Here is a 24915-nt window from a genome sequence, read left to right as displayed (position 1 = left end):
CGTCACGCCTTCCCGACCGCGGCCTCGGCCGCCTTGCGTTCCCGGGCGAGCTCCTGCATCGCGCCGAGCCCGTTCACCGACGGTTTGGCCCAGAAAGTGGACCGGGAGGCCAGGTGGACGAGCGGCGCCGTCACCAGGACCACGACCACCACGTCGAGGATGGTGGTCAAACCGAGCGTGAACGCGAAGCCGCGCACCTGACCGACCGCGAGCACGTACAGCACGGCGGCGGCGATGAAGCTGACGGCGTTACCGGACAGAATCGTCTTGCGGGCGCGTTGCCAGCCGCGCGGTACCGCCGACCGGAAACTTCGTCCCTCCCGCATCTCGTCCTTGATCCGCTCGAAGAACACGACGAACGAGTCGGCGGTCATACCGATACCGATGATCAAACCGGCGATACCGGCCAGGTCGAGGGTGAACCCGATCCACCGGCCGAGCAGGACCATGATGCCGTACACCGCGAAACCGGACCCGACCAGCGACAATGCCGTGAGGAACCCCAGCATGCGGTAATAGACCAGACAGTAGACGAGTACCGCGACCAGGCCGACCGCCCCGGCGATCAGGCCCGCTTTCAGCGAGGACAGCCCGAGGGTCGCCGACACCGTCTCGGCCTCGGAGGTCTGGAACGACAGCGGCAGCGAACCGTACTTCAGCGTGTTCGCCAGTTCCTTGGCGCTGGCGGCGTTGAAGTCACCGGAGATCGAGGTGCGCCCGCCCAGCTGGGGGCCCTGCTGGACCACCGGAGCGCTGACCACCTCCGAATCGAGGACGAAGGCCACCCGCTGCTGCACGTACTCACCGGTCAGCGAGGCCCAGGCATCGCTACCGCTGCCCTTGAACTCCAGGTTGACCTCGTGCCGCGCCTGTTCGGTGTTCAGGCCGGAGGTCGCGTCGGCGATCTCCTGTCCGTCGATCCGGCTCTTGTCGAGCAGGAACACCTCTTTACCGTCGGTGGAGCAGGTGACCAGCGGCAGGTTCGGATCGTCGTTTCCGGCGAGCGGATCGGCGGCGGTGCAGTCCAGGGACGCCATCGCGAGTTGCTGAGTGGTGGGATCGGTACTCTGCCGGATGGCCTTGGCCGTCTGGATCTCCTGCTGCGCCTGTTCCTGCGGGCTCAGCGATCCTTCTGCGGGAGTGGCCGGCGGGGCATTCGGATCCTGCGGGGCGGGAGCCGGAGTGGTCTCGGCGGGCGCCGAAGGTTCGGCGGGCGGTTCACCGGGCGCCTGGGCCGGATGCACGTCGATCTCGCTCTCCGGCAGAGGCGCCGCGGCGGGGGTCTCCTCGACCGGTGCGGTGGCGCCGGTATCGGGAGCCGTACCGTCCTGGGTGCCGGTATCGGGCGTGGCGCCCGCATCGGGAACTGTGCCCTCTGCACCGGTACCGGGTACCGCGCCCTCCGCACCGGCCGGTGCGGGAGCGGGCTCGGGCGCCGGGGTGGTCTGGCCCGGGGCCGGGGTGGTGCCGCCCGCGGCCGGCTGCTGCGCGCTCGGCGCCGGCGAAGCGTTCAGGACCGGCCTGATGTACAGCTTGGCGGTGCTGGCGAGGGTGCGGGCCTGCTGGCTGTCCTCTCCCGGGACGGTGATGACCAGGTTGTCCCCGTCGATCACCACCTCGGATCCGGAGACGCCGAGCCCGTTCACCCGGTTCTCGATGATCTCCTGCGCCTTGGCGAGACTGTCCTTGCTGGGCCGGTTCCCGTCGGGCGTTCGCGCCGTCAGGGTGACCCGGGTACCACCCTGCAGGTCGATGCCGAGTTTGGGTGTCGGTGATTTGTCACCGGTGAAGAACACCAGCGCGTAGATCGCGGCCACCAGCACGCCGAACAAGGCGAGCCAGCGGAATTGGTGCGCCGATCCCTGGGACGGTGGCACAGGTCGTCATCTCCTAGGCGGAAGTTCTGGGTGGAACGGCCACGGCACATGCCTCTACCACCGGTTGCCCGGGATTTCCGGTTCCGGTGGCCGGGCCGCGGTGATCAGTCCTTGGTCAGCCGGGTTTCGGTCTGCTCCGGGGTCTCCTCGGCGGCGGGGGCGGCGGCGGAGTCGGTCGACTCGGCGCCCTCGGTGCCGTCACCGGTGGTTTCGTCGTCGGTATCGTCGACGCGCACCTCGCGGATGGCCGCACGCAGCCAGGTGGTCACGACATCCTCGGCGATCTCGAGATCGACACTGGTGTCGTCGGCCTCGACCACGGTGCCGTACAGGCCCGAGGTGGTGGTGACCCGGTCACCGACCTTCAGACTGTCCTGCATCTGGGCGACTTTGTCGGCCTCTTTCTTCTGGCGGCGCATGCCTAGGAACATCGGCACCAGCAGCGCGACCAGTATGAGCGGAAACAGCAGATCCATGGTCGAAGTCAGTTCCTGATCTGGATGGGGAGGGGGACAGGTACGCACACAGTCTGCCAGTTCCTCGGATCCGCGCCACACCCGCACGCCACAACACGCGGCGTGCGGCCGACGCAGGGGGCGGGCCGTGGCACATCTCGTCCTCCGGTGAACGCCCGGCGGGCGACGGCGGGCCCCGCGATAATCGAGGGATGACTCCCGAGGAAGTCCACGAGATCACTTTCGCGCGAGCGCCGTTGGGCCGTCGCGGCTATCGGGAGCAGGATGTCGACGAACTGCTGGACCTGATCGCGGCCGCCCTCGCCGGGCGCGCGACGCTCACGTCCGAACACCTGAGCCGCGGTGTCCGGACCGTCCCGAGTTTTTTCCAGCGTGGCTACCACCCCGACCAGGTGGACGACTTCCTGCTGCGGGTACGCCACCGGTTCGGGTTCTGACCGGCTCACCGATCGCCCACGCCGGCGGACCGGGGCAGGCCGGAAGCCCAACGCTCATTCGAACAGGTCGAGCGTCGGATGCGGTTCGCGACCGCGAACCTCGAGTGCCCCGAAGGTCAGGTCCGGGGGCGGTGTGAGGCCCAGATGCGACCAGGCGGTAGCCGTCGCCACCCGGCCGCGCGGCGTACGCGCGACCATCCCGGCCCGTACCAGGAAAGGTTCGCACACTTCCTCCACCGTGGCCGGCTCCTCACCGACCGCCACGGCCAGTGTCGATACACCCACCGGTCCCCCGCCGAAACCCCGGACCAGCGCACCCAGCACCGCGCGGTCGAGCCGGTCCAGGCCCATCGGGTCGACGTCGTACACCTCGAGCGCCGCCCGGGCGACCGCCAGGGTGATCAGGCCGTCGGCCCGGACCTCGGCGTAGTCACGCACCCGGCGCAGCAGCCGGTTGGCGATCCGGGGCGTCCCCCGGGAGCGGCCCGCGATCTCGGCGGCGGCGTCGGTGTCGATGCCCACGCCGAGGATCTGCGCGGAGCGCTGCAGGATGAGCAGCAGTTCGTCGGGTTCGTAGAAATCCATATGACCGGTGAAACCGAACCGGTCGCGGAGCGGGCCGGTGAGCGCTCCCGAGCGGGTAGTGGCGCCGACCAGGGTGAACGGCGCGATATCGAGCGGGATCGAGGTCGCGCCCGGCCCCTTGCCGACCACCACGTCGACACGGAAATCCTCCATCGCCAGATACAGCATTTCCTCGGCGGGCCGGGCCATCCGGTGGATCTCGTCGATGAACAGCACGTCCCCGGGGACCAGATTGCTGAGCATGGCGGCCAGATCACCCGCGCGTTCCAGGGCCGGACCGGAGGTGATGCGCAACGCGGTGCCGAGTTCGGTGGCGATGATCATCGCCAGGCTCGTCTTACCCAGTCCCGGCGGCCCCGACAGCAGGATGTGATCGGGTGTGCCGCCACGCGCCCGGGCGCCACGCAGTACCAGGGCGAGCTGTTCGCGCACCCGCGGCTGACCGATGAAACCGTCGAGCGAGGTGGGACGCAAGCCGGAGTCGGTGTCCCCGTCGGAGGCCAGATAGCCGGCGCTGACCGGCGACTCCGCTGCGTTGTGGTCGTCGTCGTATTCCATCGGGGCCTAACGGTTCCTGCCCAGCATTGCGAGCGCGGCGCGCAGCGCGGCCGAATTACCGGCGTCGGGGTTGTCGGCCAGCACCGCGTCCACGGCCGGTTCGGCCTGTTTGATCGGGAATCCGAGGCCGGTGAGCGCTTCCACCACCTGATCGCGGACGGGAGTCCGTACCGGCGCGGCGGCGCTCGCGCCACCCGTCGGCACCGGCACCAGATTCACCTTGTCCCGCAGTTCCACGACCATTCGCTCGGCACCGCGTTTGCCGATTCCGGGCACCCGGGTGAGTGCCGCGATATCGCCCGCGGCCAGCGCCTTGCGCAGTGCCTCCGGTTCCAGCACCGCCAGTACCGCCATGGCCAACCGCGGCCCCACGCCGGACACGGTCTGCAACAGGCCGAACAGATCGCGCGACTCGGTATCGGCGAACCCGTAGAGGGTCATCGAGTCCTCGCGCACGATCAATGCAGTGAACAGCGTGGCCTCGGTACCGCGGGTGAGCCCTGCCAGGGTGGCGGGGGTGGCGTTGAGCTGGTACCCGACGCCCGATGCTTCCAGCACCACATGATCGAGGGCGAGTTCGAGGACTTCGCCGCGTATGGACGCGATCACCCGCGTACCGCCTTCCGCTGCTGTTCCAGTCGTTGTGTGTACTGCTGCCGGGCTCGTTCGGCCAGAGCTTCGGCCCGCGCCATCCGCTCCAGCAGCGGCGCCCGCCAGCAGTGACAGATGGCGAGTGCCAGCGCGTCGGCGGCATCGGCCGGTTTCGGCGGGGCCGCGAGCCCGAGGATCCGGGTGACCATGGCGGTCACCTGTTTCTTGTCCGCACCGCCGTTACCGGTGACGGCCGCCTTCACCTCACTGGGAGTATGGAACATGACCGGGATATCCCGGCGCGCGGCCGCCAGTGCGATGACCCCGCCCGCCTGCGCGGTGCCCATGGCGGTGCGCACATTGTGCTGCGCGAACACCCGCTCGATCGCCACCACTTCGGGACTGTGGGTTTCCATCCACGTCTCGGCGGCGTCGGAAATGCGCAGCAGTCGCTGGGCCAGGTCCATCTCGGTCGGGGTGCGGACAACGTCCACCGCGATCGCCCGCACGGTGCGCCCCGCGCCCCCTTCGACCATGCTCACCCCACACCGGGTGAGCCCCGGGTCGACGCCCATCACCCGCACCGACGAATCCCTTCACAGAACGAACAATTGTTCGAAGTCTAGTGCAGGGGCGGGTATCTCGGCGCCAGGGACACGGACCCGGGTCGCCGGGGGGGCTCAGCGGGTCAGCTGCGCTGCGAAGATGTCGTACGCGGCGGCGTCGTACAGCACGAACCGCACTTCCTCGACCCGGGTCTGCGCCGCATGGACGGTGTCGATCGCGATCCGGGCCCCGTCGTCCATCGGCCAGCGGTACACGCCGGTGGAGATCGCCGGGAAAGCGACCGTCCGCGCCCCCAGTTCGTCGGCGACCCGCAGCGACTCGCGATAGCAGGAGGCCAGCAGCGGAGCGAGCTGCGCCGCCCGGTCACCCCGGGCCGACCACACCGGGCCGACCGTATGGATGACCCACCGGGCCGGCAGGTCACCGGCCGTGGTCGCCACCGCCTGTCCGGTGGGCAGTCCGCGGGGGTAGTCGGTCTCCCGTAACCGCCGGCATTCGGCCAGGATCGCGGGGCCCCCGCGCCGATGTATCGCGCCGTCCACACCTCCACCGCCGAGGAGTTCCGAGTTGGCGGCGTTGACCACCGCGTCGACCTGCTGCTCGGTGATATCCCCGTGTACGAGAGTGACAGCGACCATGCCGCCATTGTGCCGCCGCCCACCGTCGCTCCTGCGAGGGCACGCCCGCACCCTCTCGATCGAGACCCTCGCGTCCGGCACCGCTCCGCGGCACCCGCCGCACCGCGAGCGCGATCGCCGACCGGTTCCCGATCGGCAGGCCCGCGACCAGCGTCTGGACGCACTCGGGGCGTCGCGCACGGACGCGCGACGCCCCGACTTCGACGACTACTACCCCGCCCTGCGGGATCACTACGCCGGCCCGGCCGGTTGGTACAGTCAGTCGGCGTCCAGTTCGGCCAGTACCTCGTCGGAGATATCGACATTGGTGTAGACGTTCTGGACGTCGTCGCTGTCCTCCAGCGCGTCGACCAGTTTGAACACCTTGCGGGCACCGTCGGCGTCGACCGCGACGCTCACCGACGGCTGGAACCCGGATTCGGCGGAGTCGTAGTCGATATCGGCGGACTGCAGCGCTTTGCGGACCTCGATCAGGTCGCCGGGCTCGCTGATGATCTCGAAGGATTCACCGAGGTCGTTGACCTCCTCGGCGCCGGCGTCCAGCACCGCCATCAGCACATCGTCCTCGGACAGACCGTTCTTCTCCAGGGTGACTATGCCCTTGCGGTGGAACAGGTAGGACACCGAGCCCGGATCGGCCATGTTCCCGCCGTTGCGGGTCATGGCGACGCGCACCTCACCGGCGGCCCGGTTGCGGTTGTCGGTGAGGCATTCGATCAGGACAGCGACACCGTTGGGGCCGTAGCCCTCGTACATGATGGTCTGCCAGTCGGCGCCGCCGGCTTCCTCGCCGCCGCCGCGCTTACGTGCCCGCTCGATATTGTCGTTGGGAACCGACGATTTCTTGGCCTTCTGGATGGCGTCGAACAGCGTCGGGTTGCCTTCCGGATCGCCACCGCCGGTCCGGGCCGCCACCTCGATGTTCTTGATCAGCTTGGCGAAGAGCTTGCCACGCTTAGCATCGATCGCCGCCTTCTTGTGCTTGGTGGTGGCCCATTTGGAGTGGCCGCTCATTCCCTACTTCCTTCAGGTCGATGGCACGGTATCGCTGGACAACGCTACGCCACGAACCAGATCGACGAACATTCGGTGCACACGGTGATCACCGGTGACTTCCGGGTGGAAGGCCGTGGCCACCACGCGGCCCTGCCGGACGGCGACGATCCGGCCGGCGGCCGGGCCGCTCGGCACCCGGGCCAGCACCTCCACGCCGTCGCCGGCCCGTTCGACCCACGGCGCGCGGATGAACACCGCCCGGACCGGGTCGCCGGGCAGCCCCGCGAATTCGATATCGGTTTCAAACGAATCGACCTGACGCCCGAAAGCGTTGCGGCGCACCGTCATATCGATGCCGTCGAGATGTTTCGCATCGGCGCGGGTGTCGAGCACCTCGCTCGCCAGCAGGATCATCCCGGCACAGGACCCGAATGCCGGCATCCCGGCGCGCAGCCTGGCGCGCAAGGGTTCGAGCAGTTCGAAGATCTCGAGCAATTTGCTGATCGCCGTGGATTCCCCGCCGGGCAGCACCAGCGCGTCGACGGCGGCCAGCTCGTCCGGGCGGCGGACCAGGACCGGGCGGGCACCGCATTCGGCGAGCACCGCGACATGTTCCCGGACATCGCCCTGCAGGGCCAGCACGCCGATGGTGGGCCGGTCGGGGGCGGCACCGGCATCCGGTGCGGCCGCCGCTTCGGGAGACACCGCAGAATCGTTCACCTGTGCGAGCTTACGAGCCGGACGGGTGTGCGCGGGGTCACGCCGACGCCGCGCACACCGGGGAACCCCGTGGACCGGCCCGCTCAGGACCGCAGTGTGCGGATAAGACCTTCCTGCACCACCGCGGCCACCAGCCGGCCGTCGCGATCGAAGATCTTCCCGCCGGTCAGGGCCCGGCCGAACCCGGCCGACGGCGACGACTGGTCGTAGAGCAGCCAGTCGTCGGTGCGGAACGGGCGCAGGAACCACATCGCGTGGTCGAGCGAGGCGTTCTGGGTGGGCTCGTCGGGATGGGTGACCTTGGAGGAGCCGAGCAGCGTCATATCGCTCATATAGGCGAGCGTGCACACATGGAACAGCGGATCATCGGGTAACGGGTGCCGGTAGCGGAACCACACCTGCTGCGGGGAGACCACACCGGGCCGCCGGGTCACCTGATCCTGCGGAACCGGGCGGATATCCCAGTGCTCCCATTCCCGCATGGCCCACAGCCGCTCCGGATCCATGCTGGTCTTGGCGTCGGGAAGATCGTTCGGCGGCTGGACGTCGGCCATCTCGTCCTGATGCGATGGGCCCTGGTCACCGATGTGGAAGGACGCCGACATGGTGAATATCGCGTCCCCGTCCTGCACACCGGTGACCCGGCGGGTGCAGAAGGAGCGACCGTCGCGGATCCGGTCCACCATGTAGACGGTGGGCGCCTCGGGATTACCGGGCCGCAGGAAGTAGCCGTGCAGGGAATGCACCTGGAACCGCGGCTCCACGGTGCGCACCGCCGACACCAGCGCCTGGCCCGCCACCTGGCCGCCGAACGTACGCGGCAGCTGGGTCTTCGTGGACGCGCCGCGGAAGATGTCCCGCTCGAGGCGTTCGATCTCCAGTGCCTCTTCGATAGTCGCCATCCGCCGACATTATCCCGAGCCCCCGTTTTTCCACGATCCGGTCAGGGGTAATCCCCGTCACCGACCGCCCGCCGGGACCTGCTGTGATGGTCCGGTGCCGCGCTTCACACCGATCACCCCCGACGCTCTCACCGAACTCGTGACCCGGGACCTGCGGACGCTGGACGGGTACCGGGTGGTCGGTGTCGACGGCGCCGACGCGGCGCACCCGCTCGGATTCGCGACCCGAGCCGCCGAGCGGGTGCGGGTGGACGGCCGGCCCGCCGAAACGGTATCGCTGCACGATTACGTCCGCCCCGCCTCGCTGCGAATGGAGTTCGGCCGCGACGAGACCTCGTATCGCACGAGTTGGTTCGACTATTCGGCGCTGCGGCGCGAAGTCATCGACGCGGTGCACCACACCGGTACCTGGCTGCCCGCGCTGTGGGACGAGGCCGCCGATCGCTCCGCGCGGGCCCGCCGCCGCACCGCACTGCCCGGGACCGCGCTGTTCGTGGCGGGCCCTATGCTGCTGGGCCGCGGCCTGCCCTTCGATCGCACCGTCCGGCTCGACCTCGGCGCGGCCGCGCTCGCCCGCGGCACCCCGGACGAAGAGGCCTGGACCGTACCGGCGCTGCTCTCCCACGATCGTGAACACGGCGCTACCGCGGACTACTTCGTGCGCTGGGACCATCCCGACCGCCCCGCCCTGCGGGCCGGCGCAGGCTGACCGAGCGGTATCTGCGCGGACCGGGCGCTGACCCGCGCCACTCGCGCCGGCGCGAATCAGGGCTTTTCGCCGCGCAAAGTAGGCGGTGTATCAGACCAGGCGGTGGCCGCCATCCGCATGCAGAACGGTGCCGGTGACGAACGGATTGCGCATGAGGGCGAGTATCGCGGCCGCGATATCGTCCGGCCGCCCGATACGGCCCACCGGTAGCCGCGCGGCCATGTCCCGCTGTCGCTGCACCGGGTCACCGCCACCGATCGACTCCCAGATCGGGGTGTCCACCCAACCCGGCGAGATCACGTTGACACGGGTCGGCGCGAGTTCGAGGGCCAGTGCGTAGGCCAGCGAGGCCACGCCGCCGTTCACGGCGGCGACCAGGGCCGAACCCGGGCCCGGCCGATAGGCGGCGATTCCCGAGGTCAGCACCAGGGAACCGCCCGGACCGAAATCGGCGTACTTGGCCACCAGCGCGGGCCCGAAGAGTTTCGTATCGACGAGGGCTCGGGTCGCCGCGGGCTCGAAGGATCGGATCGGCGCGTACATTCCTCGCACATCGGCGGCGGTGACGATCGCGTGATCGATCCGGCCGAGCTCGGTGAACAGCGCCTCGACCTCGGTTTCCCGGGTGATGTCGAGCTGCCGGGTCTGTATCTCACCGGGACCTGCAGGCAGCGTGGCCGATGCCGTCGCGAGCCGTGCGGCGGACCGGCCGGCGATCACCACTTCGGCACCCGTAACGACGAGTTCCCGGGCGAGCGCAAGACCCATTCCGGAGCTGCCACCGATGATGACGACCCGTTCGGTCGCCGTCGTATCTGCTGTCATGGCGCCAGTCGACCACCGGCGCGATCCCCGGTCCATGTGCCGGTTGCATACAACCGTTCGAGTCGGCCGAACGCCGCTGCTGGAAGCGCCGTATGCCCCGGCCGCGGAGCGCGGTCAGTGTCCGGCGGGTCCGGTGAGCGCACCGGCCGGCAGCGCTTCGAGCACACCTCGCAGCACCGGATGGCGACTGTCGCGCGGCCATGCCGCGACATAGGTGACGATCAGGGGATCACCGGGGAAGGCGTGCCAGACCAGGCCCGGGCGCCGTGCCCGCTGTGACCCCACACCCACCACATCGTCACGGGACGGCAGTACCGAAACCAGCTGGGCATGGCCGAGCACGTTGTCGCTGAGCCGCATCCGCACGCCCCGCGCGCGTAGCTCGTCGAGCAGCGTGTCGTGCAGTCCGGGAGCCACGTCGCGGGGAAAGAGGACCAGTTCGTGCCCGTCCAGCTCGGCGGGTGTGAGGACCGAGACGCCGGCCAGCGGATGGGTGGCCGACATCAGGACCCCGAGTTCTTCGGCAGCCACGGGTCGCCGGACGAAGGCGGCAGGCAATTGGACCGGTGCCCGGAGCAGAGCCAGGTCCACCGCGCCCGCGGCCAGCAACTCGGCCTGCTCGGTAGTGGTACCGCTGGTCAATACTGTCCGAGCCCCCGGAAGCGCCGCCCGGGCCAGCTCGCCGATGCGGGTGGGCAACCAGGGCGGTGCACCGTTGACCAGCCCGAGACGCAAGCGCGGATCGTCGACACCGCCCGCTCGCCGGGCCGACCGGACCGCATCGTCGGCGGCGCGCAACACCGCGCGACCCGATTCCAGCAGCGCCGCTCCCGCCGGAGTCAATTCGGTGCGGCGGCCGCGCAGCACCAGCGGGGTACCGAGTTCTCGTTCCAGTACCTTCAGCTGCTGGCTCAGGGTAGGCGTGGTGATGAACAAACGGTCGGCGGCGCGACCGAAATGCAGTTCCTCGGCGAGTACGACGAAGTACCGCAGCTGCCGCAGTTCCATCCGCGCCGCGCTACCGAGCCCGCCGCGATCCGGTGTCGCGCCACGGCACCGGATCGCGGCGCCCGGCGCACGCCCGGTGCGCGGGCCAGGTGCCGCCGGATGTCGGCGCGCCGATCACCAACCGCGTTCGGCCAGCCGGTGCGGTTGCGGGATCTCGTCGACATTGATGCCGACCATCGCCTCACCCAGTCCGCGCGAGACCTTGGCCAGCACGTCGGGGTCGTCGTAGAACGTGGTCGCCTTCACGATCGCGCTCGCGCGCTGTGCCGGGTTGCCGGACTTGAAGATGCCCGAGCCGACGAAAACGCCCTCGGCACCGAGCTGCATCATCATGGCCGCGTCGGCCGGAGTGGCGATACCGCCGGCGGTGAACAGCACGACGGGCAGTTTCCCGGTTTCGGCGATCTCCTTCACCAGTTCGTAGGGCGCCTGGAGTTCCTTGGCGGCGACGAACAGCTCATCGGTGGGCAGGGAGGCCAGCCGCGTGATCTCCTGCCGGATCTTACGCATATGCGTGGTGGCGTTGGAGACATCGCCGGTGCCCGCCTCACCCTTGGAGCGGATCATGGCCGCGCCCTCGGTGATCCGGCGCAGCGCCTCACCGAGATTGGTGGCGCCACAGACGAACGGCACCGTGAAATTCCACTTGTCGATGTGGTTGGCGTAGTCGGCCGGGGTGAGGACCTCGGATTCGTCGATGTAGTCGACGCCGAGGCTCTGCAGCACCTGCGCCTCCACGAAATGCCCGATCCGGGCCTTGGCCATCACCGGGATGGAAACCGCTTCGATGATCCCGTCGATCATGTCGGGATCGCTCATCCGGGACACCCCGCCCTGGGCGCGGATATCGGCCGGCACTCGCTCGAGCGCCATCACCGCGACCGCACCGGCGTCCTCGGCGATCTTGGCCTGCTCCGGGGTGACCACATCCATGATCACCCCGCCCTTGAGCATCTCGGCCATACCGCGCTTCACGCGGGCGGTACCGGCCTCGCGGGTCGCGTCGGGGGTCTGGGTGGTCTCGGACGTGGTCACGGCAGCTCCTGTGTCTGTTGCCAGGGGGGATCGTCGATGAACACCACGATTCTAGGTGGGTCGACAAACCGTCTTCATAGCCAGTTGACGCACACTGGCCTGGCGATCACCTGCGGTTTCCCGGCGGCCTCCGGATACTGGACCGGAAAACGACACCGCCGGACCGGTGGGATACCGGCCCGGCGGAGCACTTCGAACCGATTCAGATCGGATCGACCACCAGCAGCTTCGCCCAGTACTCGGCGGGGCCGGGGCCCAGAATCGGCAACAGGTAATCGAACAGGATGTAGGACACGTACTCACCTCCACACACCGAATCGACACATCCTCGGCGTGTCAAACCGTCTGCGACCCTACCACGTCAGTGAGCCCGGTCACATTCACCGGATGGAGCGGACCTCTGGATCACTCGCGGCGTCGGCCGCGGCCGAGGCTTCCGCGAGCAGTTCGTCCAGTTGGTACGGATACACCATCTCACCTGCGGCAACCTGTGCCCGGATCTCGTCGGGGCCGCACCACCGGTTACCGGTGATGGAGCGTTGCTCGATGTAGGTCAGATCGGTCGCCTCGGGTTCGAACCGTGGTACCCGCAGCGCGAAGAACAGTTCCTCGGAACGGATCAGATCGCCGTTGAACGGGAAGACCGCCACCCGCCGCCAGATCGGGCCGCGCAGGGCGGCCGGATCGGCGGTGAGCCCGGTTTCCTCGTACACCTCGCGTACCGCGGCCTCGCGCAGGCTCTCCCCCGGTTCGACCCCGCCACCGACGGTGAACCAGAACGACACCTCCGGGGCCAGCGGATCGTGGCCGCGCATGAGCAGGATCCGGTCCTGTTCGTCGAGCAGGGCCACCCGCGCCGAGACCCGCGTGGTGTCGACCTCCAGCCCGGTCGAGGCCGCGGGGGTGGCCCGTTCGGCGATCTCGAAATAGGCCGGCACGGGCGCGGTACCGCCGAGGTGCAGCCAGCGCACCGGGCGGCGGGTCCGCAGCGCCAGGGTGTCGCGTACGGCGTCGTTGTGGAAGCGGCGGGCGATGAGCACCCGGGCCTCGGCATCGGCCAGTTCGGCGACCTGCTGGGTCGGCAACTTGCCGATATCGACGGCCGACAGGGCGGCCGCCAGCTGATTCTCCACGGTTTCCCGGTCTTCGCGGCCGGTGCGCTCGGCGCGGTCGGCCAGTGCGGTGAGCCGCCGGGCGGACTCGGCCGTATCGGACTCGGTGCCGGCGTGCGACCCGGACAGCGAAGTCGCCACCGCCCGGGCCACCACGGCCCGGCGGGCCAGCGCCGCCTCCAGCGCGTGCCAGGCCAGATCGGTGCGCACATGCAGGCGGTCGAGCCGGTTGGCGGTGGAATAGGCCCACACCCCGAGTGCCACCACGAGGGCGGCGACGAGCGCCAGAACCAGAACCGTGGTCGCGGAGAAAGTGATCATCCGGCCACCCGCACCCGCAGATCGCCGACCACCACGGTTTCGTAGACCCGCAGGATCTGTTCGGCCACCACCGGCCAGTCGTAGGTGCCGACCACCTGTGTCGCCGTGCGCACCAGGTCGGTGCGCCGGGCCTCGTCGGTGAGCACCGTGTCCAGGGCGTCGGCCAGGGCCGTCGCGTCGCCGATCGGCACCAGCAGCCCGGCGGTGCCGTCGCGCAGTACCCGGCGGAAGGCGTCCAGTTCGCTGGCCACCACGGCGGTTCCGGCGGCCATGGCCTCGATGAGGATGATCCCGAAACTCTCCCCACCCAGATTCGGTGCCACGTAGACATCGGCACTGCGCATGGCCGAGGCCTTTTCCGCGTCCGACACCTGGCCGAGGAAGCGCAGGTGCCGAGCGAGCGGGCCGGCCTCCCGGCGCAGACGTTCCTCGTCGCCGCGGCCGACGACCAGGACTTCCACCGCGGGGTGCCGCGCGACGAGGGCCGGCAGGGCCCCCAGCAGCACCTGCATCCCCTTACGCGGCTCGTCATAGCGGCCGAGGAACAGGACGGTGCCGCCCGGTCGCGGATAGCCGGGCAGCCGCGGAGCGCGGGCGAACGCCTGCACATCGACCCCGTTCGGTATCTCCACCGCGTCCGAGCCGAGTGCCTCCACCTGCCACCGACGGGCCAGTTCCGATACCGCGATCCGGCCGCTGATCTTCTCGTGATACGGCCGCAGCACGCCCTGGAATGTCGCCAGTACCAGCGACTTCGTGGTGGAGGTGTGGAAGGTGGCCACGATCGGGCCCTCGGCGATCTTGAGGGCCAGCATGGACAGACTGGGCGCGTTGGGTTCGTGGATGTGCAGGACGTCGAACTCGTTGCTCTCGATCCACCGGCGGATCCGGGTGTAGGCGGTCGGCCCGAAGGAGAGCCGGGCCACCGAGCCGTTGTACGGGATCGCCACCGCGCGCCCGGCCGAGACGACGAAATCGGGGAGCTCGGTCGTCTCGGCGGCGGGTGCGAGCACACTGACTTTGTGGCCGCGTTCCCGGAAGACCTGCGCGAGCTCCACCACATGCGCCTGTACGCCGCCGGGTACGTCGAACGAGTAGGGACAGACCATGCCGATTCTCATGGGGTGCGGTCTCCACCGGCTTCGATGGAATACGTCTCGCGCCGCGCCTGTTCGGCGTGGATTCGGTCCAGCCGGGCCTCGGACAGATCCGTTTCCCACAGCGGCTGCCACATATGCCAGTCGGCCGGATGCTCGGCGATACCGGCGGCGAAACAATCCGCCAGCGCCTGCGTCGCGGCCGCGACACCGCCGGTGACGTCCAGCGGTTCCCGGGTGCGGACGATCCAGCCCTCCCGGCCGCGGTCGTCCACGGTGAACCAGACGTGTACCGGCATGAGCGCGGCACCGGTTTCCGCGGCGAGCGCGGCCGCTCCGGCAGGCATCCAGGTCCGTTCCCCGAAGAAGGTGACCGGGACACCGCGACCGGTGAGGTCGCGCTCACCCATCAGGCAGACGATCTTGTTGTCGCGCAACCGCTGCGCCAGCGCGGTGAACGGCGGCTGCTCGCCCCCGGTCAGCGGGAACACCTCGAAGCCCAGGCTCTCGCGGTAGGCCACGAACCGTTCGAACAGCGATTCCGGCTTCAGCCGTTCGGCGACGGTGGTGAATGTCCCGTAGTTCTGGACCAGCCAGGTACCGGCCATATCCCAGTTGCCCGAATGCGGCAGAACGAACACCACCCCGCGACCGCGGGCCAGCGCGGCATCCAGGTGCTCCCGGCCGATCACCGTGATCCGCCCCGACTCCACCAGTTCGGCGTGATCCATCGTCGGCAGCCGGAACGCCTCCCGCCAATAGCGGGCGTAGGAACGCATACTCGCCCGCACGAGCTCGTCGGGGACGGCTTCCGCCGCCACCCCGACCACCCGGGCCAGGTTGCGCCGCAGCTGGAGCGGACCGCCCTTGCGGGCCGCGAAATCCGCACCCCGGTCGAACAGTGTGCGCGCCGCCCGATCCGGGAGGGCGCGCACCAGCCGCCAGCCCGCGGCGTATCCGCGATCGCTCGCCTTCGCCCGCCACCCGCTCACGAAGGCTGCTCCGTTCCCTTGTCCGCGATGCCCAGGATCTCGCGGGCGCCGGGCGAATTGCGCACCGCCAGCACCCGCTGGCCCACCGTCACGATGCTGAGCACGGCGAGAATCCACATGGCCACGTGCACCGCCCAGGTGAGCCACTCGATACCCCAGTGCCCGCCGATCCCGGTGAGCCCGGCACCCACCAGCACGATCACCAGCCGGTCCGGTCGTTCGATCAGGCCGCCGTCGGCGGACAGCCCGCTGGCCTCGGCCCGGGCCTTGGCGTAGGAGATGACCTGCGAGGTCACCAGGACGACCAGAGTGGCCACGAACAGCGGTCTGCTCTGTTCGTAGTAGACCGCCCACCAGGCCAGCGAACCGAAGATGGCGCCGTCGGCGACGCGGTCGCAGGTCGCGTCGAGGACCGCCCCGTAGCGGGTCCCGCCGCCCCGGGCCCGGGCCATCGCGCCGTCGAGCATGTCGAACATGACGAACAGCCAGATGAGCATGGTGCCCCAGAACAGATGCCCGGTGGGGAACAGCGTGACCGCGGCGGCGATGGAGGCGGCGGTGCCGATGAGGGTGACCGCGTCGGGGGTGAGGCCGGTAGCGACCAGTGCCCTGCCCAGCGGCGCGGTGGCCTTGGCGAAGGTCGCCCGGCCGAAGATGCTCAGCACCTACCCCTCCTGCTCTGCCCGGTGGGTCACCCGCACCCGTCCGGCTCCGGCGAGCGCGCGCAGCACGGCGTCGCTCATCTACGCTTCCTCCCAGGCAGAGGCGAGCAGCGCCCGGGTCTCGCGCAGCAGCTGCGGCATCACCTTCGCACCCCCGATCACGGTGATGAAGTTGGCGTCACCGCCCCAGCGCGGAACGATGTGCTGGTGCAGATGGTCGGCGAGTGAGCCGCCGGCGACACCACCCAGGTTGAGTCCCACATTGAAGCCGTGCGGCCGGGACACCTTCTTCATCGTCCGGATGGCCCGCTGCGTGAACTCCATCAGCTCGGTGGATTCGGCGGCGGTGAGATCCTCCAGATTCGCGACCCGGCGATAGGGCACCACCATCATGTGCCCCGGGTTGTAGGGGTACAGGTTCAGCACCGCGTACACCTGCTCGCCGCGCGCGATGACCAGACCGTCCTCGTCGGACATGGTGGGGATATCGGTGAACGGATGCCCGGTCGCGCCCTTGGGGGCCGTGGTGGCGGCCTCCGCGATATAGGACATCCGATACGGGGTCCACAGCCGCTGCAGCCGGTCCGGCTCGCCCGCACCGCGATCCACGATCTCGCCGGACCGCTCCCCGGTCGAACCGGACTCCTCGGTCAGCTCGTCCGGCACCGTGCGCTCACTCATGCTCCATACCCTTTCCCCGCCCGGACGGACCCGGTGTCACTCGGGCGCACCGCCTTCGGTGTCCACCAGGACGCGAACCGTATCCGCGGTGGGCGAGGAATTGTCGCGGCGGCGGATCCACTCCGCGACCACTCGCACCGCATCGTCCACCGGTACCCCGTTGACCTGGGTGCCGTCGCGGAACCGGAAGCTCACCGCGCCGGCCTCCACATCCCGCGCGCCGGCCAGCAGCATGAACGGCACTTTCTGCGCGGTGTGGTTGAAGATCTTCTTCTGCATCCGGTCGTCACCGCGATCGACCTCGGCCCGGACCCCCGCCGCCCGCAGCCGGTTCACCACCGCGTCCAGATGCGGGACGAAGGTATCGGCGACCGGGATGCCGACTACCTGCACCGGCGCCAGCCAGGCCGGGAAGGCGCCGGCGTAGTGCTCGGTGAGCACGCCGAAGAAGCGTTCGATCGAACCGAACAGCGCGCGGTGGATCATCACCGGCCGCTTCTTGGTGCCGTCGGAGGCGGTGTACTCGAGCTCGAACAGATCCGGTTCGAAGAAATCCAGCTGAATGGTCGACATCTGCCAGTTGCGGCCGAGCGCGTCGCGCGTCTGCACCGAGATCTTCGGGCCGTAGAAGGCGGCGCCGCCGGGATCGGGCACCAGTTCCAGGCCGGATGCCTCCCCCACCTGGCGCAGGGTCTCGGTGGCCTCGTCCCACAGTTCGTCGGAGCCGACGTACTTGTCCGGATCCTTGGTGGACAGCTCCAGGTAGAAATCCTCGAGACCGTAGGCCTTCAGCAGGTCGAGCACGAACCGCAGAGTGCCGGTCAGTTCCTCGACCACCTGCTCCTGCGTGCAGTAGAGGTGCGCGTCGTCCTGGGTGAAACCGCGGGCCCGGGTCAGGCCGTGCACGACCCCGGACTTCTCGTACCGGTACACCGAGCCGAATTCGAACAACCGCAGCGGCAGTTCCCGGTACGACCGGCCCCGCGACCGGTAGATCAGGTTGTGCATCGGGCAGTTCATCGGCTTGAGGTAGTAGTCCTGCCCCGGCTTGCGCACGGTGCCGTCCTCGTTGAGTTCGGCGTCCAGGTGCATGGGCGGGTACATACCGTCGGCGTACCACTCGAGGTGCTTGGAGGTCTCGAACAGATGCGCCTTGGTGATGTGCGGGGTGTTGACGAACTCGTAGCCCGCCGCCACGTGCTGCTGACGCGAGTAGTCCTCCATCTCCTTGCGGATGATGCCGCCCTTGGGATGGAACACCGGCAGACCCGAACCCAGTTCGTCCGGGAAGGAGAACAGATCGAGTTCCAGGCCCAGTTTGCGATGGTCGCGCTTCTCGGCCTCGGCGAGCATGTGCAGGTACTCGTCCTGCGCCTCGGTCGATTCCCAGGCGGTGCCGTAGATGCGCTGCAGGCCCTCCCGGTTCTGGTCACCGCGCCAGTACGCGGCCGAACTGCGGGTCAGCTTGAAGGCCGGGATGAACTTGGTGGTGGGGATGTGCGGACCCCGGCACAGATCGCCCCACACCCGCTCGCCGGTCCGCGGGTCGAGATTGTCGTAGATGGTCAGCTCGTTACCGCCGACCTCCATGATCTCCGGATCGTCGATCCCGGATTTGTCGCCGATCAGTTCGAGTTTGAACGGTTCGGCCGCCAGTTCGATCCGCGCCTGGTCCACCTCGACGACCCGGCGCGAAAACCGCTGTGCGCCCTTGACGATCTTCTTCATCCGGGATTCCAGCCTGGCCAGATCCTCGGGGGTGAACGGCCGCTCGACCCGGAAGTCGTAGTAGAAGCCGTCCTTGATCGGCGGGCCGATACCCAGCACGGCCTCGGGGAATTCCTGCTGCACCGCCTGGGCCAGCACATGGGCGGCCGAATGGCGGATCACGCTGCGGCCGTCCTCGGTATTCGCGGCGACCGGGGTGACCTCGGTATCGAGTTCCGGAGCCCAGGAGAGGTCACGCAATTGGCCCGCGGCGTCGCGGACGACGACCACGGTATCGGGGCCCTTGGCCGGCAGGCCCGCCTCACGCACCGCGGCACCCGCCGTCGTCCCGGCAGGCACCCGGACGAGGGTGGCTGGGCTGCGGGGGGCTGTGGTGGTCACGGTGGCGCTCTCCTCGGGTATCCACGGCCGGTTTCGGTTCGGCTCGCTCGGGCAATGGATCGCCCGCATCACTCCGGCTCGTTCCGGGTCGGTGACGGCTCGATCCTCTGTCGGTGACCGGGCACAGCCCGGCCGCGACCATGCTATCGGCACAGCCGGGAACGCGTGTCGATGGACCGGGCGAGGTCGCCCGCCGGGCCCGCGTGAACACCGCGACGGCGCTCGAACCGGCTCACCCCCGCCGCGCGTACTCGGCGAGCAGTGCTTCGCGCTCGTAGGGGCGGCGCTTGGGGCAGCTCACGCATTTCTCGCAGCCCGGCGCCTCGTACACCAGGCAGCAGGAGGCACGGCGGACGAAAATGCGCCCGGCGACCTCGACGAAACGGGGCGCGGGCAGTGCCGTGCCGATCGCCTCGGCCAGCCGCCTGCCGATCGTGGGCTGCCCGGCGTCGACGGCCCGATTCGCCATCGCATCGGTGACCACCGCCCACAGCGCCGGTGCCCGGACGCCCGACACCGCGGCGAGGCGGTCGATCACCGTGACGAGGGTCTCCCGCATGGCTACCGCGATATCGGCCTCGGTGGCTCCCGGCCCGGAGTCCGCGGCCGGTCCGCCGTCGTGGTCCGATGGCGCGCCTACCGCGTGTCGCCCGGCCGTGGCGATCTCCACCCGCTCGACCGTTCCGTCGGCGCGCAGTGTCAGCGCGAGCCGGTCCACGGTGGGCGCCGGTATCGGACGCTGCTGCGCCAGCGCCCCCACCACATGCTCTACCAGCGCCGAGGCCGTCGTACACCACCACAGCGTCGCGCTCACCCGCATCGAATCGGTACGCCAGGACGCGCCGAGATCCGCTATTCGATCCGCCAGCCACGATTCGTCGGTGAGCATCCGCCCGCTCACCGGTGTTACGACATCAGGGGGCTGCGCAACCACGGCCACTCGACTCCGATCCAGCCACCGACCAATCCGAACGTTCCCAGTACCCACAGCGTGGCCACCACGAGCGCACAGGTCGCCAGGAAGGCGATCACCTGCATGATCGGCCCACGGGAGATGTACCAGGCCATCCCGCGCCGGTATTTGTCCCGCAACCACACCAGCGCCCGCCGCGCCACTGCGAATTCGGTGGCGAGAATGCCGATACCGGCGAAGACCAGTGCCCAGCCCGGACCGGGGAACGGGATGGTGATCACCCCGACGACGAACACCGCGGTGCCCACGACCGCCACTGCGACTCGGTAGGCGAGCTCGAGCGTAGGGCGCCGCGCGATCCGGTCCCGGTAGGCGCGCCAGAACGCGGGACCGGACCGGTGCCCGGTCTCTTCGGGCTCGGGGGCCTCCCCGGGCGCAGCGGCCTCGGCCGCGGGGCGATCCGCGACGGAATCGGAACGACTTTCCACGGGTACCAGCCTACGAGGCGCCGAGGGACCGGAGCGTGGACGTGACCCGCCCGGAGCACTCGGGCGGGTCACCTTCCGGGACGTCACCGGGCGGACTGCGCCGGTTCTCTCTGTAACTGCGCCAATAACTCGTCGTTGTCCTCGATGGGGGCGATACCGTCGAGGCGGACTTCGATGACCCGTGCGCTGGCGATATCGAAGAACAGACCCGAGACGGTGAGCCCGCGTTCGTCGACGGCCCGGCGGACCGACGGATGCCGCCGCAGGTTCTCCAGCTGCACCGCGATATTGACCATGCTCAACTGCTCCACCGGACCGAATCCGGCGGCCTCGGCGGCACGGCCGACCACATGCCCGGCCCGGTAGCGCTCCAGGCTCGGCTGTCCGTACTCGAGCCAGCGATCGATACCCGGGCCCGCGGCTTCGCCGGAGTGCAGCGCACCCATGGCCCCGCAGGAGGAATGACCGCAGACCACGACCGACCGCACGTTCAGTTTCTCCAGCGCGAAGACCAGCGCCGCCTCCACCGACGCGTCACCGTGCTCGGGAACCAGATTGCCCACATTGCGGACGGTGAACAGATCGCCCGGCCCGCTGTTGGTGATCACATTGGGCACGATCCGCGAATCCGAGCAGGTGAGGAAGAACGAGTCGGGGTCCTGCCGGTGGCGCAGTTCGTCCAGATGCGGCCGCACCAGATGCGCGTGGCTGCGGTGATAGGCCGCGATACCGCTCACCAGCGGGTCTGCGCTGTCGCCGGATCCGCCGGCCGAGCCGTTGCGGTCCACCTGCCAGGGGCCGAGCACATCGTCGAGGACTACCCGGCCCAGACTGCGCGAGGGCGGCGCGTCCTGCGCGTTCGCCATCCGGGCGGCCCCGATTTCGACGAAATCGACACTGCCGCCGTTGCTCTCGTGCTGGCGCGCCCAATCGGTGATGGCGTCGTAGGCGGCGTGATCGAGGAAGTCCACCGTCAGTTCGACCGTCACCGCGACACCCTGCGGGACCTTCGCGAAGGTGGCGGAGAGTTTCGGCAGCGAGAGGAAGGTGCAGGAGCCGTCGATCCGCACCAGCCACCGGTCGGTACCGCCGATCGGTTCGGCCGTGACGGCAACGCGGACGATCCGCCAGATCAACAGCGCGAAGGCCAGCGCCAGCCCGATGAGTACACCCTCGAGCAGGTTCAGGAACACGACGGCCGCCAGGGTGACGACGTAGACGAGCAGGTCCCCGGTGCGGTGCGCGAGCCGGATATGCGCCAATTTCACCAGTTGCACGCCGATGACGATCAGCAGGCCGGCCAGCGCTGCCAGCGGGATCTGTTCCACCAGCGACACCAGAGCCACCGAGAACACCAGCAGCCACACACCGTGCAGTACCGCCGAGGCCCGGCTACGGGCGCCCGCGGCGACATTGGTGGAACTGCGCACGATGACGCCGGTGACCGGCAGACCGCCGAGCAGACCCGACAGGACATTGGCCGAGCCCTGGCCGATCATCTCGCGGTCGAAGTCGGCCCGGGGCCCGTTGTGCATCTTGTCGATGGCCACAGCCGACAGCAGGCTCTCCACACTGGCGATGAGCGCGAAGGTCAGGATCATCACCACGACGGCGGCCCAGTCGCTGCGGGGCAGCTCGGGAAGGCCGATCGCATCGAACAGCGAACCGTCGATGGTCACGCGCTTCACGTCCAGCGACAGGACCAGCGAGATGATGGTGGCCACCACGATGGCGACCAGCGCGCCGGGCACCACCTTGACCCGTTCGGGCAGGTACTTCCAGCCCAGCATGATGGCGATGACGACGACGCCCAGCAGCGTCGCGGGACCGTGCGCGGACAGGATCTGAGCGGGTAGTTCGGTGATGTTCTTCCACGCGGTGCTGTTCGATTCACCACCGAGCAGGACATGGGCCTGCTGGAGCGCGATGGTGACACCGATACCCGCGAGCATCGCGTGTACCACCACCGGGGCCACCGCCAGCGCCGCGCGGGCGATTCGGCTGAGGCCGAACAGGATCTGCAGGACACCTGCCGCGACCACTATGAAACAGGTTGTGCGCCAGCCGAACTGATGGATCGATTCGGCCACGATCACGGTGAGGCCCGCCGCCGGGCCGCTCACCTGCAGTACGGAACCACCGAGCGCGCCGGCGACGATACCGCCTATGACGGCGGCGATGAGCCCGGCCGCCACGGGGGCGCCGGAGGCGATAGCGATACCCAGCGACAGCGGTAGCGCGACGAGGAAGACCACGATCGAGGCCGGGACATCGTGGCGCAGGATCGAGTTCAGGTCCAGGGAGGGAAAGCGGGATCCGGGCCCGGCCGTCGACACGGACGAGCCCGATCCAGGCGGTGACACAGGGGAATTCGGGCTTTTGGTTGCCATTGTTCTCCTTCGCCGACTCGGCACAGGGCCGAGGTCGGTTGACGATCAACATGTCCAGTCGGGCACAGACCGCGAACCGGCATCTCGCGGTGAAGTTGGGTCCTCGGCACGGCAACGGGCCGAGTTTTAAACCCTCACTATGGTATTGGTAAAGACTGAGCAAAGCCTAAGAAGGAATCGCCATGGCTGGCGATACCGCCTCCGCGAGTGTCGAACGGCGACGATCTCACCCTCACAACCACATCGACCGAGCGGGTACGACTACCAGAATACTGCCGAAACCCTTGCAGGACAGCTGATCGAAGCTCGACGCACGGCAACCGGGCGAGCCCGGCCGGTTGACCGTCGCAACCGGAGTCCATAGCGCCCCATTCGTGCGAGATGCCACAGTCCGGCTCCTCATATAGTAAAGAACTACCAAAACTCCGCAATAGAGGTAGTGAGACGAAAACGACAATCGCTACCCAACCGATACGTGTCATTGGGAGGCGGTCGCGTGTAACGCCCCGACGCCACCCCGGGTGACCGACCCGGCGCCGCATACGTCACATCAACGAATCGACATGATTCTATCGAAGTAATTCACGCGCTGAGCAGCGGAAACACAATGCTTACCGGTACCCGCCCCCATGACCCGGGTCATCCGGCCGGAACTCCGGGCAGCGGTCGGGACGACCGGCGACCATCCCCGCCCGGGCCGCGGCGGCGGTATTCTCATCGGCGTGTCGGGCCGGGAAATCGAGTACAGACCGGGTGCGGACGTTACCAAGCTTGTCCGATTCGAATTCCGGTCGACCGGAAGGGTTTCGCACGCAGAGATCTCCTGTCGCGCGGCACCCGGGAGGGGCCCGCTCGGCCGCCGAGTTCGCGCGGGTGACCGGCGCGGTTCTATGCAGTACTTCGCCGCCGGTTTCCCGACCCATCCCCTCCCGGCCGGCCCACCGGACCGGCCCCGCGCCTGAGCGGGGCCGGTCGCGACCGCAGGTCTACTCGGCCAGACTGTCCAGCGACTCCAGATCCACCACTGCCTGCAGGATCCGCTCGAAATTCGCGAGGCTGATATCGCGGGGCTGCATATCGGGCTGCATCCGGCCCTGTCCCAGCGTGCCGACCCAGGCGAAAACGCCCTGGAAGGTCTGCTGGCGGTACTGCAGCCACGCGGCATCGAAGGCGAGCGCCGCGCCGCCCGCGGCGCGCAACCGGTCGAGGTAGTATTCCAGCAGGTCACGCTCCCATTCTCGGCGCTGTTCGATGGTGAGCCCGGACATGATCGCGTACGCGAAATCGGCCGCCCAGTTCCCACGCAGGGTGCACTGCCAGTCGTAGAGGCCCATCCGGCCGTCACCGGTGACGTACCAGTTGCCCGCGTGTACGTCCGCGTGCAGCAGGGTCTGCGGGGTGCGCTGGTGCAGCGCCATGGCGCGGAACAGGCCGGGCCACAGCTCGTCGCGCCGATCGCGCAGTTCCGGCGGGATCGCCTCGGCACCGCGGGCGAGCCCGTTGCGGAACATCCGGCCGGTATTGATCATGTTGTTCATGGTGGTGTGCCACTGCTCACCGGTGAGCAACCAGCCGAAATCACTGCGCAACCGCGGACTGTCCCAGTACGCACCGTGGTAGATCGCCAGCTGCCCCACCATGTCCTCGGCCATCGCCTTGTCCAGCACCCGGGTGAGCGGGTTGCCGAAAGTGGCGCCCTTGGTGGCCACCACATCCTCGAGCACGAACAACGAGCGGAAGGACCGCGGATCGAAGGCGGCGTGGTACGCCCAGGGCGCCTCCAACTCGAGTTCGGGCCTGATGTGGCGGTAGAAACCGGACTCGTTCCCCAGCAGTTGGCACAGCCCGCACACCACCCGCATGGTCAGCGCCGCAGTGGATTTCGTGAACAGCTCGGTCGGCAGCCCGGCCGCTACCCCTGCCTCGTTGTACCGGACGGTGAGCCCCCGTCGCGACGAGGTGCCGTTACTGCCCTCGGTGAGCGTGAACGACTCCACCCGCGCCTGCGGATGCTGCGCGCACAGCGCGGCGGTGAGCCACTGCTCGGTCAGCAACTCGGGTGCCGCCGGTACCTCGGTCAGCTCGGTGGGAGCCGTTCTGCGGATCACATCCCGCAGGTAGTACCCCGCGATCCGCGTGGTGAGCCCTACCGCCCTGCCCTTTTCCCGAACCGACACCTCGACCACCCGAACCCTTCACACATCGAAACTTGTGCTTTGCACGATA

General features: G+C 68.9%; 24 protein-coding genes. 2 read left to right on the top strand and 22 right to left on the bottom strand.

Going from position 1 to position 24915, the window contains the following annotated elements; all coding sequences use genetic code 11:
- Positions 1-2 precede the first annotated feature (2 nt).
- A complete protein-coding gene (secD, locus tag NS4_RS20255; RefSeq protein ID WP_063061096.1) occupies positions 3-1877 on the bottom strand; it encodes a protein translocase subunit SecD in 1875 nt (624 codons plus the stop codon).
- A gap of 104 nt (positions 1878-1981) precedes the next feature.
- The gene (yajC, locus tag NS4_RS20250) at positions 1982-2353 is read right to left on the bottom strand and encodes a preprotein translocase subunit YajC (RefSeq protein WP_063061095.1); all 372 of its coding nucleotides are present in this window, start codon (positions 2351-2353) and stop codon (positions 1982-1984) included.
- A gap of 191 nt (positions 2354-2544) precedes the next feature.
- Between yajC and NS4_RS20245 the strand changes: the two genes are divergently transcribed.
- Positions 2545-2790, top strand: coding sequence for a DivIVA domain-containing protein (locus tag NS4_RS20245; RefSeq protein WP_063061094.1), 246 nt, complete (start codon positions 2545-2547; stop codon positions 2788-2790).
- Positions 2791-2844: 54 nt separating this feature from the next.
- Here the strand turns inward: NS4_RS20245 and ruvB are convergent, their stop codons facing one another.
- The 7 genes from ruvB to NS4_RS20210 all read right to left on the bottom strand — a co-directional run bounded on the left by ruvB (position 2845) and on the right by NS4_RS20210 (position 8347).
- A complete protein-coding gene (gene ruvB / locus NS4_RS20240; RefSeq protein WP_063061093.1) occupies positions 2845-3933 on the bottom strand; it encodes a Holliday junction branch migration DNA helicase RuvB in 1089 nt (362 codons plus the stop codon).
- A gap of 6 nt (positions 3934-3939) precedes the next feature.
- The gene (gene ruvA / locus NS4_RS20235; protein ID WP_063061092.1) at positions 3940-4542 is read right to left on the bottom strand and encodes a Holliday junction branch migration protein RuvA; all 603 of its coding nucleotides are present in this window, start codon (positions 4540-4542) and stop codon (positions 3940-3942) included.
- Positions 4539-5108, bottom strand: a complete 570-nt coding sequence (gene ruvC, locus NS4_RS20230; RefSeq protein ID WP_063061091.1) for a crossover junction endodeoxyribonuclease RuvC — start codon at positions 5106-5108, stop codon at positions 4539-4541. Before ruvC ends, ruvA begins: the two co-directional genes overlap by 4 nt.
- 96 nt (positions 5109-5204) lie before the next feature.
- The gene (locus NS4_RS20225; protein WP_063061090.1) at positions 5205-5729 is read right to left on the bottom strand and encodes an O-acetyl-ADP-ribose deacetylase; all 525 of its coding nucleotides are present in this window, start codon (positions 5727-5729) and stop codon (positions 5205-5207) included.
- A gap of 258 nt (positions 5730-5987) precedes the next feature.
- On the bottom strand, positions 5988-6743 hold the full coding sequence (locus tag NS4_RS20220) for a YebC/PmpR family DNA-binding transcriptional regulator (protein ID WP_063061089.1): 756 nt from the start codon (positions 6741-6743) through the stop codon (positions 5988-5990).
- Positions 6744-6755: 12 nt separating this feature from the next.
- Positions 6756-7430 (bottom strand): pyridoxal 5'-phosphate synthase glutaminase subunit PdxT, encoded by a 675-nt coding sequence (gene pdxT, locus NS4_RS20215; RefSeq protein WP_063061117.1) that lies wholly within the window; start codon positions 7428-7430, stop codon positions 6756-6758.
- A 98-nt stretch (positions 7431-7528) separates the two neighbouring features.
- Entirely contained in the window at positions 7529-8347 is an 819-nt protein-coding gene (locus tag NS4_RS20210; RefSeq protein WP_063061088.1) for an acyl-CoA thioesterase, read from the bottom strand.
- Between the two features lie 94 nt (positions 8348-8441).
- On the opposite strand from NS4_RS20210, the gene NS4_RS20205 reads away from it, so the two are divergent.
- Complete coding sequence (locus NS4_RS20205) at positions 8442-9056, top strand: nucleoside/nucleotide kinase family protein (RefSeq protein WP_063061087.1); 615 nt, start codon at positions 8442-8444, stop codon at positions 9054-9056.
- Between the two features lie 90 nt (positions 9057-9146).
- On the opposite strand, the gene NS4_RS20200 is transcribed toward NS4_RS20205, so the two are convergent.
- The 13 genes from NS4_RS20200 to NS4_RS20135 form a co-directional block, all read right to left on the bottom strand.
- On the bottom strand, positions 9147-9881 hold the full coding sequence (locus NS4_RS20200) for an SDR family oxidoreductase (RefSeq protein WP_063061086.1): 735 nt from the start codon (positions 9879-9881) through the stop codon (positions 9147-9149).
- A gap of 114 nt (positions 9882-9995) precedes the next feature.
- On the bottom strand, positions 9996-10889 hold the full coding sequence (locus NS4_RS20195; protein ID WP_063061085.1) for a LysR family transcriptional regulator: 894 nt from the start codon (positions 10887-10889) through the stop codon (positions 9996-9998).
- Positions 10890-11003: 114 nt separating this feature from the next.
- Complete coding sequence (pdxS, locus tag NS4_RS20190; protein ID WP_063061084.1) at positions 11004-11924, bottom strand: pyridoxal 5'-phosphate synthase lyase subunit PdxS; 921 nt, start codon at positions 11922-11924, stop codon at positions 11004-11006.
- A gap of 380 nt (positions 11925-12304) precedes the next feature.
- A complete protein-coding gene (locus NS4_RS20185; protein WP_063061116.1) occupies positions 12305-13354 on the bottom strand; it encodes an NUDIX hydrolase in 1050 nt (349 codons plus the stop codon).
- Positions 13354-14478: a glycosyltransferase family 4 protein gene (locus tag NS4_RS20180; RefSeq protein WP_063061083.1), complete on the bottom strand. Its 1125-nt coding sequence runs from the start codon at positions 14476-14478 to the stop codon at positions 13354-13356. The genes NS4_RS20185 and NS4_RS20180 overlap by 1 nt, the downstream gene beginning before the upstream one ends.
- Positions 14475-15446 carry a phosphatidylinositol mannoside acyltransferase gene (locus NS4_RS20175; RefSeq protein ID WP_063061082.1) on the bottom strand — a complete coding sequence of 324 codons (972 nt, stop codon included), beginning with the start codon at positions 15444-15446 and terminating at the stop codon, positions 14475-14477. The genes NS4_RS20180 and NS4_RS20175 overlap by 4 nt, the downstream gene beginning before the upstream one ends.
- Positions 15443-16111: a phosphatidylinositol phosphate synthase gene (gene pgsA, locus NS4_RS20170; protein ID WP_063061081.1), complete on the bottom strand. Its 669-nt coding sequence runs from the start codon at positions 16109-16111 to the stop codon at positions 15443-15445. Before pgsA ends, NS4_RS20175 begins: the two co-directional genes overlap by 4 nt.
- 78 nt (positions 16112-16189) lie before the next feature.
- Positions 16190-16789 carry an ATP adenylyltransferase gene (locus NS4_RS20165; protein WP_063061080.1) on the bottom strand — a complete coding sequence of 200 codons (600 nt, stop codon included), beginning with the start codon at positions 16787-16789 and terminating at the stop codon, positions 16190-16192.
- A 36-nt stretch (positions 16790-16825) separates the two neighbouring features.
- Positions 16826-18898 (bottom strand): threonine--tRNA ligase, encoded by a 2073-nt coding sequence (gene thrS / locus NS4_RS20160; RefSeq protein ID WP_063061115.1) that lies wholly within the window; start codon positions 18896-18898, stop codon positions 16826-16828.
- 232 nt (positions 18899-19130) lie between these two features.
- Positions 19131-19799: a (2Fe-2S)-binding protein gene (locus tag NS4_RS20155; protein ID WP_245665577.1), complete on the bottom strand. Its 669-nt coding sequence runs from the start codon at positions 19797-19799 to the stop codon at positions 19131-19133.
- 5 nt (positions 19800-19804) lie between these two features.
- The gene (locus NS4_RS20150) at positions 19805-20299 is read right to left on the bottom strand and encodes a TIGR02611 family protein (protein ID WP_084487538.1); all 495 of its coding nucleotides are present in this window, start codon (positions 20297-20299) and stop codon (positions 19805-19807) included.
- 83 nt (positions 20300-20382) lie between these two features.
- Complete coding sequence (locus NS4_RS20145; protein WP_084487537.1) at positions 20383-22689, bottom strand: SulP family inorganic anion transporter; 2307 nt, start codon at positions 22687-22689, stop codon at positions 20383-20385.
- A 986-nt stretch (positions 22690-23675) separates the two neighbouring features.
- Positions 23676-24866: an aminoglycoside phosphotransferase family protein gene (locus NS4_RS20135; RefSeq protein WP_157106144.1), complete on the bottom strand. Its 1191-nt coding sequence runs from the start codon at positions 24864-24866 to the stop codon at positions 23676-23678.
- Positions 24867-24915 lie beyond the last annotated feature (49 nt).

The organism is Nocardia sienata NBRC 100364, from assembly GCF_001613205.1.
Taxonomy (GTDB): domain Bacteria; phylum Actinomycetota; class Actinomycetes; order Mycobacteriales; family Mycobacteriaceae; genus Nocardia; species Nocardia sienata.
Note: the sequence above shows the minus strand (reverse complement) of the source record. Positions and strands in the feature narration are given on the sequence as shown.

Bases quoted from the DNA above. Each gene is read 5' to 3' on its own strand.
- yajC (WP_063061095.1), bottom strand. From the start codon at position 2,353: ATGGATCTGCTGTTTCCGCTCATACTGGTCGCGCTGCTGGTGCCGATG.
- NS4_RS20245 (WP_063061094.1), top strand. From the start codon at position 2,545: ATGACTCCCGAGGAAGTCCACGAGATCACTTTCGCGCGAGCGCCGTTG.
- ruvB (WP_063061093.1), bottom strand. From the start codon at position 3,933: ATGGAATACGACGACGACCACAACGCAGCGGAGTCGCCGGTCAGCGCC.
- NS4_RS20225 (WP_063061090.1), bottom strand. From the start codon at position 5,729: ATGGTCGCTGTCACTCTCGTACACGGGGATATCACCGAGCAGCAGGTC.
- NS4_RS20220 (WP_063061089.1), bottom strand. From the start codon at position 6,743: ATGAGCGGCCACTCCAAATGGGCCACCACCAAGCACAAGAAGGCGGCG.
- NS4_RS20210 (WP_063061088.1), bottom strand. From the start codon at position 8,347: ATGGCGACTATCGAAGAGGCACTGGAGATCGAACGCCTCGAGCGGGAC.
- NS4_RS20200 (WP_063061086.1), bottom strand. From the start codon at position 9,881: ATGACAGCAGATACGACGGCGACCGAACGGGTCGTCATCATCGGTGGC.
- NS4_RS20195 (WP_063061085.1), bottom strand. From the start codon at position 10,889: ATGGAACTGCGGCAGCTGCGGTACTTCGTCGTACTCGCCGAGGAACTG.
- NS4_RS20180 (WP_063061083.1), bottom strand. From the start codon at position 14,478: ATGAGAATCGGCATGGTCTGTCCCTACTCGTTCGACGTACCCGGCGGC.
- NS4_RS20165 (WP_063061080.1), bottom strand. From the start codon at position 16,789: ATGAGTGAGCGCACGGTGCCGGACGAGCTGACCGAGGAGTCCGGTTCG.
- NS4_RS20145 (WP_084487537.1), bottom strand. From the start codon at position 22,689: ATGGCAACCAAAAGCCCGAATTCCCCTGTGTCACCGCCTGGATCGGGC.